This window comes from Turicibacter sp. HGF1, assembly GCF_000191865.1.
GTDB classification, from domain to species: domain Bacteria; phylum Bacillota_I; class Bacilli_A; order MOL361; family Turicibacteraceae; genus Turicibacter; species Turicibacter sanguinis.
Window position 1 is genome coordinate 51,482 of the sequence record NZ_AEXQ01000077.1, and the last position, 14,379, is coordinate 65,860.

Annotated in this window: 10 protein-coding genes; 3 read left to right on the top strand and 7 right to left on the bottom strand. The window is 35.8% G+C overall.

What is annotated here, in order from left to right; genetic code table 11:
* The first annotated feature begins 10 nt into the window (after positions 1–10).
* The 3 genes from HMPREF9402_RS07495 (at position 11) to HMPREF9402_RS07505 (ending at position 2,808) form a co-directional block, all read left to right on the top strand.
* Positions 11–1,015 (top strand): aldose epimerase family protein, encoded by a 1,005-nt coding sequence (locus tag HMPREF9402_RS07495; protein ID WP_006784359.1) that lies wholly within the window; start codon positions 11–13, stop codon positions 1,013–1,015.
* 234 nt (positions 1,016–1,249) lie between these two features.
* Positions 1,250–1,714 carry a GNAT family N-acetyltransferase gene (locus HMPREF9402_RS07500; protein WP_006784360.1) on the top strand — a complete coding sequence of 155 codons (465 nt, stop codon included), beginning with the start codon at positions 1,250–1,252 and terminating at the stop codon, positions 1,712–1,714.
* 29 nt (positions 1,715–1,743) lie between these two features.
* Positions 1,744–2,808, top strand: a complete 1,065-nt coding sequence (locus HMPREF9402_RS07505) for a branched-chain amino acid aminotransferase (protein WP_006784361.1) — start codon at positions 1,744–1,746, stop codon at positions 2,806–2,808.
* Between the two features lie 37 nt (positions 2,809–2,845).
* On the opposite strand, the gene HMPREF9402_RS07510 is transcribed toward HMPREF9402_RS07505, so the two are convergent.
* From HMPREF9402_RS07510 to HMPREF9402_RS07540, 7 genes are all read right to left on the bottom strand, one after another.
* Positions 2,846–3,289 (bottom strand): metallophosphoesterase family protein, encoded by a 444-nt coding sequence (locus HMPREF9402_RS07510; RefSeq protein ID WP_009607016.1) that lies wholly within the window; start codon positions 3,287–3,289, stop codon positions 2,846–2,848.
* Between the two features lie 155 nt (positions 3,290–3,444).
* Complete coding sequence (locus HMPREF9402_RS07515; protein ID WP_009607023.1) at positions 3,445–4,749, bottom strand: sugar ABC transporter substrate-binding protein; 1,305 nt, start codon at positions 4,747–4,749, stop codon at positions 3,445–3,447.
* Between the two features lie 484 nt (positions 4,750–5,233).
* A complete protein-coding gene (locus tag HMPREF9402_RS07520; protein ID WP_009607006.1) occupies positions 5,234–5,461 on the bottom strand; it encodes an HPr family phosphocarrier protein in 228 nt (75 codons plus the stop codon).
* A gap of 275 nt (positions 5,462–5,736) precedes the next feature.
* On the bottom strand, positions 5,737–8,769 hold the full coding sequence (locus HMPREF9402_RS07525; RefSeq protein ID WP_009606996.1) for a glycoside hydrolase family 2 TIM barrel-domain containing protein: 3,033 nt from the start codon (positions 8,767–8,769) through the stop codon (positions 5,737–5,739).
* A 234-nt stretch (positions 8,770–9,003) separates the two neighbouring features.
* Positions 9,004–12,036 carry a glycoside hydrolase family 2 TIM barrel-domain containing protein gene (locus HMPREF9402_RS07530; RefSeq protein WP_009607017.1) on the bottom strand — a complete coding sequence of 1,011 codons (3,033 nt, stop codon included), beginning with the start codon at positions 12,034–12,036 and terminating at the stop codon, positions 9,004–9,006.
* A gap of 159 nt (positions 12,037–12,195) precedes the next feature.
* The gene (locus HMPREF9402_RS07535; protein WP_009607015.1) at positions 12,196–13,083 is read right to left on the bottom strand and encodes an SPFH domain-containing protein; all 888 of its coding nucleotides are present in this window, start codon (positions 13,081–13,083) and stop codon (positions 12,196–12,198) included.
* 306 nt (positions 13,084–13,389) lie between these two features.
* Positions 13,390–14,238: a methionyl aminopeptidase gene (locus tag HMPREF9402_RS07540; protein ID WP_009606981.1), complete on the bottom strand. Its 849-nt coding sequence runs from the start codon at positions 14,236–14,238 to the stop codon at positions 13,390–13,392.
* Positions 14,239–14,379: the final 141 nt, after the last annotated feature.

Below are 14,379 nucleotides of genomic sequence, written 5' to 3' on the forward strand. Positions count from 1 at the left end.
GGGGATAAAAATGGAATACAAAACAGTTGAAAAAGGTATATTCAATGGCATCAATGTGGTTGAATATAGCATGAAAAATGAAGAGTTAGAAGTTCGTTTTTTAAATCTTGGAGGGGCAATCACTAAAATTGCTCTTGCAAGTGATGACTACAGTGAAAACTTAGTACTTGCTTACGAGAATATTGAATCTTACTTTGATAACGGATGTTACTTAAATACGATTATCGGACGTACCTCAAATCGTATTAAAAACGGAATCTTCGAATTAAATGGCCAGACGATTAACGTTGATCTTAACAATGGACCTAATAATTTACATGGTGGTGCACAGTGTTTAACTTATGCTAACTTTGACGTGATAGAAATTCCATCAGGTTATGCCTTAACAACGACACTACCACATCAAGAAAATGGATTCCCTGGAAACTTATCAGTTAAAGTATGCTACCTTCTTGACAAAAACAACTTTAAAGTCACTTATGAAGCCACAACCGATCAAGATACCATTGTAAACTTAACACAACATGCATACTTCAACTTATCAGGTAACTTAAAAGAAAACATTTATAATCATGAGTTACAAATTAAAGCTGATTATGTTGCTGAGGTGGATGAAAACTTATCATTTACAACACAATTAGTACCGGTTAAAGGAACATTATTTGATTTCAATCAACCAACGATTGTTAATCATAAGTCTAAAGAAGTGTTACCCTTATTTGAACACACATCAGGATATGATCACTTATATCTTCTAAGCGATATTGACCATGCCGTTGTCTTTAAACATTTAGATTCAAATCGCACCTTAAAAGTTTCAACAACCTCACCTTCTATGCAATTTTATGCCGGAAATTTCCTAACACCAGATTTAACATTTGAAAATGGTCGTATGGGAGAAAATCATTTAGGGGCTTGTTTTGAAACACATTTAGTTCCATTTGATTTCGAATCACAAGTTTTAAAACCAGGCGAAATTTATACTCAAGAAACAACCTTCACATTTACAAAATAATAAAAGAGGTGGCTCATTAGAAGTCACCTCTTTTATTATTTTGTACAAGAACTAACCAAATAAATGATTTCATCCTATTACTTAAAAAGTTAACTTATAACTCCTTACTGCTAATAGGCTATCTTCTCCTCAATTACGATAAAACTCATGAATCACTTTTTTTCGAAGTTTTTAATAAACTCCCCTACTCCTTCATATGTTAGAAGTATAAGACTTGAAAGAGGAGTGAAATGAATGAGGATTATCTACTACGAGCCCGAACATCTAGCAGCTTGTGCCCACCTTTTAATTGAAGTTTATAATACAACGACTTGGGATTGTCGCTGGTCTACTGAAAAAGCTAAAACCTATATTGAAGAACTCACTCAAATGCCACGCTTTGTTGGTTTTTTACTTGAAGACGATGGAGAAATTGTTGGAGTTTCACTTTGTCATGAACGCACATGGTGGCGTCACGATGAATTGAATATAAATGAGTTTTATATCTCACCGGATCTTCAACATCGTGGATATGGAACACACTTGATTCGATTTATGGAGAAGTATGTGAAAGAAAGAAATCTAGCTGGTATTACCTTGATGACTAATAACGTAGATGCCGCACAGTTTTACCACAAAAATAAATTTCACTACAACGACCTAGTGTTCATGTACAAAGGGATTGAATCAAAGGTCAAATCAGATGAGAGACTTGCATAGTCTCTTTTTGTGCATAAGGAGGAATCATAATGGATATTAAAATTGAACGTTCAAATCATCTCAAGAAAAAACCGAGTGGTGAACCTCTTGGGTTTGGACAATATTTTACCGATCATATGTTTACAATGGATTATACAGAAGGAATCGGTTGGCACGATGCTAAAATTATTCCTTACGGACCGATTGAACTCGACCCGGCTTGCATGGTGTTTCACTATGCTCAAGAAACATTTGAAGGGTTAAAAGCCTATAAATTACAAGATGGTCAAATTGCTTTATTTAGACCTGAACTAAATGCTCATCGCTTAAATCAATCCAATGCGCGACTTTGTATGCCTGAAGTTCCTGAGGATTTATTCATTAAAGCGATTGAAACACTCGTCAAATACGAACAGGATTGGATTCCAGATGAGTTTGAACACTCTCTATACATCCGCCCCTTTATGTTTGCAACCGAAGCGGGAGTTGGCGTTCATCCATCAAAACAATACAAATTCATCATCATTTTATCACCAGTCAGCTCCTATTATCCTGAAGGCGTGAACCCTGTTAAAATTTGGGTTGAAGATGAATATGTTCGAGCTGTCATCGGGGGAACGGGATTCACAAAATGCGGTGGAAATTACGCCTCAAGCATCGTCGCCGAGAGAAAAGCGAAAGAGCACGGTTATACACAGGTATTATGGTTAGATGGGATTCATCGTCGATATATTGAAGAAGTGGGAACAATGAATGCCATGTTCGTGATTGATAACAAGGTAATTACAGCCCCTCTTCACGGTTCTATTTTGCCTGGGGTCACTCGTAATTCGATTATCCATCTTCTAAAAGACTGGGGCATCACGGTAGAAGAGCGACTTTTAAGTATTGAAGAATTAATGGACGCAGGCCATAATGGAACCTTAACTGAAGCGTTCGGTACAGGAACTGCTGCCGTTATTTCACCCATTGGAGAACTTTATTATAAGGGAGATGAAATTATCATTAATGGTTTTGAAACCGGTCCTCTCACTCATAAACTTTATGAAACTCTTACAAAAATTCAGTGGGGATTAATACCTGATTCTTATGGTTGGATTCATCTGATTCCATAAACACAAAAAAGGAGCATTCTTTAATGACATGCTCCTTTTAATATTGTAAGTCAATTTTTTCAATTTTGATATGATCATCATTTAGATGAAGGATTGCCATGGTTAATGGTAATGAAAATCGCCGACGTCCACAACCACCGGGATTTAAATACTTAATCCCCTCACGTTCCTCATACTCATACTTATGTGAGTGACCATAAATAATAAGATTAACATGATTCATATTTTTAGGAATATCTAATTTATCGTGTACAACATAAATTAAGATTTCACCCAACTCAATTTCTAAATCTTTTGGAAGATCGAGTGCTTTATCATTATTTCCTGCTACCACGAACGTTTTAGCAATCTGATTTAAACGTTCCATAATCTCTACCTGACAGACATCACCTGCATGAATAATATAATCACAGTCTTTTAAATAATCTAACACCTCTTCTCTTAAAACATTATGAGTATCTGAAATAACGCCAACTTTCATAACTAAACTCCTTATTTTCATCATCGCATCTATTGTTTTCCTTTAATAATCAAGACATCCTAAATATTTAGTTTACATCAATACAGTATTTTAGCTTATTATTTATCTAAAAAAAAGAAGCTATCCCAAACTAGATAACTTCTTTCAAAATTAAATTATTGTACTAACAATAATGCTTGTTCGTAATCTGACATGGCTTTTGTAGCCGCTTCTTGTGGAGTCGCTAACCCTTCCCAAACTGAACGATACATTGTTTCAGCAGGTGCCCAGAAACTTGCCATTTCAGGAATACTTGGCATCGGTTCAGAGAATTGAGCTTGTTCAAGAACTCCCATTACATAAGCATCATCAGAAAGTCCATCAATAACAGTTGGATCTTGTAAGGCTGGAATTGCTCCACGAACTTTATAAAGAATTTCTAATCCTTCATCAGAAATCATGTATTCTAATACTTGACGTGCTTCATCAGGATGTTGTGTGTAAGCACTAATAGATGCAATGATATTCCCAGAGAATGTTAATGGTTGAACCCCATTAATCGTTGGAATGGTTGTAATTCCCCATTCAAAGTCTGCTGTGTTTTTAATTTCAGAAATAGCCCATGGACCAACGATAACGTATGGCACAGTTCCTTTACCGAACTCAACTTCAACGGTATCAGTTGTTAAGTCAGCATAAGGGACTGGTAAATATTCTTGCATAGATTTGAAATATTCTAATCCAGCAATTGCCTCTTCAGAATCGAAATTAATTGCATTTGGGTCAGTATGATCCGCTCCAAATAATTGGTAACCGTTTGCTGTTAAGAAAAATTGCATCGTATAGGCGTTCCCCGCTTCAAAACGCATGATGAATTTATTTTCAGCCGCATTATTAAACACATCTCCTTGTGCTTTTACTTCTTCAAACGTTGTCGCAACATCAAATCCATTTTCTTCTAATAATGTTTTATTGTAGAATAAAGCAATTGATTCAGTTGAAATTGGAACACCATAATATTGATCTCCTGATTTTGCCGTTTCAACAGCGCTCTCAATAAAACGTGATTTTACATTCTCACTTAAAGATGATCCAAGTGGTAATAAAATATTTCCTTGAATCGATTGTGCCATTGTATCATGTGGCTGTAAGAAAATATCTGGTCCAACTCCTGCCGGTCCATCTAACTCTAACTTAGTTCTAGATTGAGTTGATTCTACGTGTTCCCAAACAATATCAATATTAGAGTATTTTGCTTCGATTGCTTCTTCTAATGCTTCTGCATAATTATCATAATCTAACCATAACTTAATTTCTACTTTATCTCCAGATGTTGAGTCTGTTGTCGTTTCAGGTTTTACTTCAGTATTGCTTGATGAATCCGTTGGCGTTTCAGATTTTGTTTCATTTCCACTACTACATCCAACTAAACCTGCAGCTGCTAATGTCGCTGCAAACAATAACGATGTTACTTTTTTCATTTTTGAATCCCCCTCTAACTTAATCAATAACTAACATAAACTTTTAATGCTTGCCCCTACTATCTTGAAACTATTCCCTAGTTTTTTTAGTTTTTTAGTAATTTAAAGTTTAAATCAGTTACTATGTTAACGGTTTCATTGTAACACAGATTGAATAGAAATGTTATATTATTTTCTAAAATTTAACCGTTTTTTTATTTGTTGTTAGGAAGATTATTAAGATTAACGAATTTGAATCGTTTCTATTCAAAAAACCAATGAATTGATAATGTATTTTCTACAATTTTTACATATTTACTTTTCAAAATGTCGAATAATGAGTTAGAAACTTTATTTTTTAACTAAAAATTATTAATATTTAAACGGAATTTTATAGGCTATTCTCTGATATCCACCTACGACCTCTCTCTATTTTTTTATCCCAAAATCTTTTACAAAATAAAAACCAATGACACCTCCCCTTTTTTGTCATTGGTTTAAAATCTTATAATAAATAACCTTGAATTTCTTTTTGTAAACTAATTGCATTTTCTGTAGAAGCAATTAAATTTAAGGGTCTTTCGAATCCGAGACTTAAAACCCCCATGATTGATTTCGCATCAACCTTATGACCATCACGCTCTAACTCGATTTCATATCCATATTTTCCAACAATATTAACGAATTTTTTAACCTCTTCAACTGAATTAAATTTAATTTGATACACTCTCATAGGTAACAACTCCTTTAATGTTTGAAGTGTTTCTGGTTGCTTGTTTCATCTAATAAACTATATTCGCGAGATTCCTCCTTAGTTCAAAGAAAACGTACATAATCTTTTAGACAAAAAAATCTACTACATTCGAAACAAGCGCTTGACAACAAATGCATCAATAAGTGAAATATTTTCAATAATCATTTAACAGGAGTTTCAAAGATCCTTTAAAATTTAAAGGATCTTTTTTCAAAACAAAAGAGGACCTTCACTCAGCAAGGTCCCCTGTTAGTTTATTTTGCCGACTCAATCACAAAACTGTATTCATAATTTTCGTTACCAGGCAATTCAAATCTCGCTTCTGGGCGTGCTCCCCAAGAATCATCACCTCCAACTCCCATTTCTTGAGCATTAATCGAAAGAACTGTTTTATGGACAGGTGGTAATTCATAATGGTGGAACGCTACTTCTAATTCATGAGATGTATAAGGTAAAGCTGAGAAACTTAATGGAGCATCTCCTGTAATTTTTAATCCTGCTCCAGTTGCATTCGTTATGGTTGCATAACGTACTCTCGTGTGATTTCCACATGCTTGAGGAATCACATATCCTGCTACATTATCAGCAACTTTATTTGTATAAGTTCCATATTTAGCCCCAAATTCACGGTCAGCATATGTTTCATCTGGCCCGAATCCTCGCCATGTTAATGTATTAAACTCACATGGAATCGCTAAATCCATTCCAAATTTGAACATATTTGGTAAGCCTTCAATACCTTTATAACTCATGTGAACATGAATTTGTCCATAACTATTAATAAAGTAGGTCACGATAGCATGAGAACTTGGAATGGTATTTAAATTATACGTAATGATTACTTCTAAGCCGTCTACACGTCGATTAAATTCTAATTTTTCATGGAATGAAGAAAGGGTTGCTGTTCTCCATTGTGCAGATTGAAGATGAGCTCGACTTCCACGATCATTATCAGTCGCCGCTCGCCAGAAGCTTGGCATCAATGATAAGTTTGGTTGATGAATATACTCCACACCATCATATTTTATCGATACGATGCGCCCGAGTATTTTACCAAACAGCACTTCAAATCCTTCACCATGAATTCCAACATTTGTACTACCTTCTACAATCGTAAATTCTTTTACAGGTTGAGCTGCTTCTTCTTTAACTGCCTCTATGATGCATTGACCAAATGCTATCTCATGTCCACATGAAGCGAATAATTTATCTTCTTTTAAACAGATTGAAACAGTTACCACTAATTCCTCCTGACGTGGCGTCATATCGATCCCTAAATCAATAAATCCTGTTGATAATGGTTCTAAGTTATAGTATCCCTCACCAGATGCTACTAATTTTTCACCCGATTCAACCTCCCACTTCAGTGTATATTCATTTAAATTCGTAAATAAATGCTTGTTTTGAATCTGTGCCCCACCCTCTTTTACAATCACCGTAAAGGGTTGATATGCCCCTTTAATCGCTTGCATTTTTGGTGATGCTTCACGATTCGCATAAATAATTCCGTTGATACAGAAATTATAATCCGTTGGCTGATCAGAAAAATCTCCACCGAACGCTAAATATGGCTTACCGTAGCGATCCTTTGTCCATAACGCTTGATCAATATAGTCCCATATGAATCCACCTTGGTACATCTCGTACTCATCCTCAAGCTCAATGTAGCGGTCCATTCCACCATTTGAGTTGCCCATTGCATGGGTATATTCACATAAAATAAATGGTTTTTCAGGATGGTTATCCAAGTATTCACGAATTTCAGGAACTCTCGTATACATGCGACTTTCCATATCTGATGTTTTATGATAACGGCGGTCATGAAAAACTCCTTCATAGTGAACAAGGCGGGTTTCATCAGCTTCACGGAAGTACTGTGACATTTTGTATAAGTTTTCTCCCCCAAAACTTTCATTTCCACAAGACCAAATTAAAATACTTGGATGGTTTTTATCTCGTTCAAGCATTGACTTTGCACGATCTAAAATGACTTCTAAAAACTCGGGATGCCCATTTGGAATAGCCGGCTCATTTTCTTCAACCGGAACACCATACTTCCAAGTCCCATGAGTTTCAAGATTCGTTTCATCAATTAAATATAATCCATATTCATCACATAACTCATAGAAATACGAAGCGTTTGGATAATGTGAGGTACGAACTGCATTAAAATTATGCTCTTTTAAAAATTTCACATCCCATTCCATCTCTTCTTTTGTTACACTACGTCCGTAAGTTGCACTAAATTCATGACGATTTACACCTCGGAACACGATACGTTTCCCATTTAAATGCATCACTTTATTAATCATTTCAAATTGACGAATTCCGACACGTTGACAAATCGCTTCAACAACTTCACCTTTTACCTTTACCTCTAATTGCAATTGATAAAGATACGGATGTTCTGCACTCCATAAGTGAGCATTAGTGATATCTAACTCTAATTTTGCACATCCATCAAAAACATCACAAGCTCCACTAGCCACAACCTGTCCATTTGAATCTACTAATTGTGAAACAATTGTTGCCTCTTGACCGATTACCTTGAAGTCTACGCTTACCGTTGCATCCTGATAGTCATTTTTTAGTGTTGTTTTCACAAATAAATCTTCCACATGCGTTGTTGGTTTCGTGAATAAATAAACATCACGAAAAATTCCTGATAAACGCCAAAAATCTTGATCTTCAAGCCAACTTCCTGTTGACCATTTATAAACCTGAACTGCTAATTTATTTTCACCTTCACGGTTGATGAAGTTTGTTAAATCAAATTCACTCGGTGTAAAGCTATCCTCACTATATCCAACAAACTCTCCATTACACCAGACATTAAAGGCGGTCTCAACCCCTTGAAATGAAATACAAACCGTTTGTCCTTCCCACTCTTTTGGTACTTCAAAGTAAGTGACATAAGAAGCCGTTGGATTAAATGTCGTCGGAATATAGGGTGGGACTAACTCCTCGTGCCCATCCCAAGGATACTGTGCATTTACGTAATGAGGTTTATCATAACCTTGTAATTGAATGTGGCCTGGAACATGAATACGATTAAAATTCTGACAATTAAAATTTAACGCTTCAAATCCAACCGGACGTTCCATCACGTTTTCACTATAATTAAATAACCATTCTCCATTTAATGAGCGACGCCATGTCATCTGTACTTTAGAAATGGCTTCTGTTAATGTTTGATAATAACGATGATCACTATGTGCTTTTAAACGATTAATTTCAAAAATTTCTGGATTCATTAACACTGACTGAATCTCTTGCGTCGTTTTCATACTTTAATCCCCCACTCATAAATTAATTTTTTGCATGAACCCTCATCAGAAAACATCACGATGAAATCTTTTCTCCTCATAAAATCAAACACTCATTAAGCATCCATCATATCCTTTCATATGAATACTTCGATTTAATATTAACGCTTTCTTTATAAAGTTGAAATAATAAAAATTAACTTTCTATAAAAAAAACACCTAAACTATAAAAAGTTCAGGTGCTAAGAATTTTAACTATTTTACTGACTCAATTACAAAGCTATATTCATACTTCATGTTGGCTGGCAATTCAAATCTTGCGTCTGGGCGTGCTCCCCAAGAATCATCGCCTCCAACTCCCATTTCCTGATGATTAATTGAAAGAACTGTTTTGTGAACAGGTGGCAATTCATAATGATGGAACGCCGCTTCTAACTCATGAGATGTGTACGGAAGCGCTGAGAAACTTAATGGAGCATCTCCTGTAATTTTTAACCCTGCTCCTGATTCGTTTGTTAGCGTTGCATAACGTACTCCCGTATGATTTCCACATGCTTGAGGAATCACATAAGCCGCTAGATTGTCAGCTACTTGGTTCGTAAATGTTCCATAGCGTGCTCCAAACTCACGGTCTGCATACGTTTCATCAGGTCCAAATCCTCGCCAAGTTAACGTATTGAACTCACAAGGAATCGCTAAATCCATTCCAAACTTAAACATGTTTGGTAATCCCTCAACACCTTCATAACTCATTGTCACGTGAATTTGACCATAACTATTAATGAAGTATTTAACAATTGCATGCGAAACTGGCATTGTATTTAAATTATAAGTAAAAATAACTTCTAATCCTTCTTCAAGACGATTAATTTCCATAAATTCATTGAAGGCATACATCGAAGCCAACTTCCACTGTGCCATTCTAATCGGCGCTTGATTTCCTCGATCATTATCCGTTGATGCACGCCAGAAATTTGGCATTAACGATAAGTTTGGTTGGTGAATATACTCAATCCCATCATATTTCATTGAAACCATACGTCCTAAGTTTTTAGCAAAGATGACCTCAAATCCTTCACCGCTAATTCCAACATTCACGTCACCATTTGCAATTTGGAACGCTTTAACAGGACGAATCTCTTCTTCTTTAACTGCATCCACAATTAACTGACCAAATGCTACCTCATGACCACATGGAGCAAACATTGTGTCTTCTTTTAAACAAATTGAGATGGTTATCACTTGTTCTTCCTGATGTGGAGTCACATTGATCCCTAAATCAATGAAACCAGTTGATAATGGTTCTAAATCATAGTATCCCTCACCAGATGATACGACTTCTTCACCACGCACAATTTCCCACTTTAGAGTATATTCATTTAAATTTGTGAACATGTTCTTGTTTTGAATTTGCGCCCCACCGTCTTTAACTTCAATTGTAAATGGTTGATATGCTCCTTTAATCGCTTGCATTTTTGGCGATGCTTCACGATTAGCATAAATAATTCCATTGACACAGAAGTTATAATCCGTTGGCTGATCACCAAAATCTCCACCAAACGCTAAATATGGCTTACCATATCGATCTTCAGTCCATAATGCTTGATCTATATAATCCCAAATGAATCCACCTTGGTACATGTCATACTCATTTTCTAATTCAATGTAGCGATCCATTCCACCATTTGAGTTGCCCATTGCATGGGTATATTCACATAAAATAAATGGTTTTTCAGGATTATTATCTAAGTATTCACGGATTTCTGGAACCTTTGCATACATACGACTTTCCATATCCGATGTCCCATTGAAACGACGATCCCAGAATACCCCTTCGTAATGGACTAAGCGCGTTTCATCACGATGTCTGAAGTACTCCGACATTTTATATAAGTTTTCTCCCCCGAAACTTTCATTTCCACAAGACCAAATTAAAATACTTGGGTGGTTTTTATCTCGTTCAAGCATTGACTTTGCACGATCTAAAATAATTTCTAAAAATTCAGGACGTCCGTTTGGAAGTGTCACGTCATTTTCTTCAACTGCCCCCATACGTTGCCAAGTTCCATGTGTTTCAAGATTCGTTTCATCAATTAAATATAGACCGTACTCATCACATAATTCATAGAAGTAAGACGCATTTGGATAATGTGACGTACGAACTGAATTGAAGTTATATTCTTTTAAGAATTTAACATCCCATTCCATTTCTTCATTTGTGACACTACGTCCATAAGTCGCACTAAATTCATGGCGATTAACTCCACGGAAGACGATACGTTTTCCATTTAAGTGCATCACTTTATTAATCATTTCAAATTGGCGGACTCCAACACGTTGACAAATCGCTTCAACAACTTCACCTTTCACTTTCACTTCTAATTGCAATTGATAAAGATACGGATGTTCTGCACTCCATAAGTGAGCACCTTCTACTTCTAATTCAAGGTGTGCTGTTTCATTTACCACTTCGCAAGTTCCACTTGCTACAGCTTGACCTGCTCCATCCACTAATTGTGCGACAATCGTTGCCTCTTCACCGATTACCCTGAAGTCTACGCTGACCATTGCATCCTGATAGTCATTTTTTAGTGTTGTTTTCACAAATAAGTCTTCGACATGAGTCGTTGGTTTCGTGAATAAATAAACATCACGGAAGATTCCTGATAAACGCCAAAAATCTTGATCTTCAAGCCAACTTCCTGTTGACCATTTATAAACCTGAACTGCTAATTTATTTTCACCTTCACGGTTGATAAAATTTGTTAAGTCAAACTCACTTGGCGTAAAGCTATCCTCACTATATCCAACAAACTCTCCATTACACCAAACGTTAAAAGCAGTCTCGACCCCTTGAAATGAAATACAAACTGGTTGCCCACCCCACTCTTTTGGCACATCAAAGTAAGTCACATAAGATGACGTTGGATTATAGTTAACTGGAATGTATGGAGGTTTTAATTCTTCATGCCCATCCCAAGGATACTGAGTATTCACATAGTGTGGTTTATCATAACCTTGTAATTGGATATGCCCTGGAACATTAATACGCTCAAATCCATCAAGATTAAAGTTTAACGCTTCAAACCCAACTGGACGCTCCATCACATTTTCACTATATTTAAATAACCATTGTCCATTTAATGAGTGGCGCCACGTCATCTCACCTTTAGACACTGCTTCTGCTAATGTTTGATAATAACGATGATCACTATGTGCCTTTAAACGGTTGATTTCAAAAATTTCTGGATTCATTAACACTGATTGAATTTCTTCTGTTGTTTTCATACCCGATTCCTCCCCTTCGGAAAATATTTTACTAAATTTTATTAATAATTATAGTAATATTTTATCATAGATTTTTATTAAGGTAAATCGTTTTCACGAAATTTATTAACCTTTATAAAAAAAAGGAGTTATCTGTAAAAAAGACAACTCCTTTTCATATTAATCCAAACTAATAATTGGCGTTGAGGCTCCCTGCACTTGCGGAACTTCTCCACTCCACTTTTGAATTTGTTCTAATTTTAATAACTCTTCAGTTAATGACTCTGAAATCATACGATTAGCTTCCGATTGAGCTTCTGCTTTAATCAATTCAGCATCTGCTTCAGCTTGAGCTTCAATTTTTTTCGCATCTGCTTCAGCCTGTGCTTCTACTAACTTTTGTTCAGCCTGTATTTCTGCTTTTTCTTTATCTAAACGAGCTGTTTCTAGCTCCTGTTGCTTATTAATTTTTAGTTGAATCGCCTCTTCTGTTTGAGCATCTAATCCAATACGGGAAACATTGACTGAGTCAATTACTATTCCATATTCATAAAATTTATCTTTTACATACTCTAAAACATTAGCATTTAATTCTGTACGTTTATCACCATAAATATCAATTACTGAAAACTTTGATGAAACTTCTCCAACCCACGTCTTTAATTTTCCGCGCATAAATGTTTCTTCAATCGCCTTTCCATCTTGACCTTTAAACTTGGTAAAAGTTTGTGGTAATAACTCACTGTCAAAATGATAAGAATACTCCAAATCAATATTAACTGTTTTTCCATCAGAAGTAGGAATTAAGAAACTATCATCTCCACTTGATCCTTCTTTCGAATCCGCAGATAAATATCCTTGTTCTGTTGCCACTGAATAGCTCGTCACTTTATAAAGTGGATTAACAACATGTAACCCCTGCGTTAATACTTGACCTTTAATTCCACCATTTAAACTATAAACAACACCTACATACCCTGGTTTAATCTTTGTTGTACACATACTCAACACAATCAGTGTTACAATAACCACTCCAATCCCCACAAAAACACTCTTATACTTTTTCATTTAGTTTTTCCCCCTCACGATGTTTCTACATCTTTCTACAAATTATAGCATGGCGCCTAGTATTTATCCATTAAATAAAAAAAAGAGGTAGAAACTTTAATTTTCTACCTCTTCTTTACGTTGATTTAATCATGATGCACCCCATCCATTAAGGTAAATAAAATTTTTTTACCGATAGCAATCACATGCAAGCCTTCTCCGTAACTTTCCTACTCATTTAAATACGATACCACCTAGTTAACTCAACAATCTTGATTATCCATTACCTTAATGATGTAAAAAAAGAGGACTTAACGTCCTCTTCAACTAATGAGTTAAAATCTCATTTCCATCTTCTGTGATTAAAATAGTATATTCCCACTGAGCACTCGGCATTCCATCCTCAGTGAAGATTGTCCATCCATCCTCTTCATCCTGGCAAACATCTGCCCTTCCCATGTTAATCATCGGTTCAATTGTAAACGTCATACCTGGCACAATTAATGGACCTGTTCCACGCTTTCCAACGTGTGGTACAAACGGCTCTTCATGGAACTCAACTCCCACTCCATGACCACCAATTTCAGCGACTACTGTATAACCGTGTTTTTCAGCATGTTCTTCAATGACAGCACCAATATCACCAATATGATTCCCTGGTTTTGCCTCCGCTAATCCAAGTTCTAAACATTCTTTCGTCACACGGATTAAATCTTCATTTTCTTTTGAAACAGTTCCAACCGTGAACATACGCGAAGCATCTGCGTAGTAACCGTCAACGATTGTTGTGACATCAACATTAATGATATCTCCCTCTTCTAAAACTTCTTCCTCACACGGAATTCCATGGCAAACAACATCATTAATTGACGTACATGTACTTTTAGGGAATCCCTGATAATTTAACGGTGCCGGTGTCCCACCTAATTCAATCGTATAGTTATGGACTAACGTATTGATTTCTTCCGTTGAAATTCCTGCTTTGATAAACTGTGCCACACGATCTAAAATTTTCGTATTCACAATACCTGCACGGCGAATTCCTTCAATTTGTTCAGGTGTTTTCACAATCCCTTTACGCTTGTATGTTTCAACTACTCGATCATAATCTAAATGACACTGCTTATATTTTTTCCCGCTACCACACCAACATGGTGCATTACGCTGAATTGACATATGGATTCACCTTCTATAACGAGACAGAATATTAACCATTTATTCTGAATCTTATTTTGATTTTTTTAGATACCTTTATTATGCACTTCTTTTCAAACTAAATCAACTAACGGATTTAGATTTAGTCCTCCTTTCTTCTCT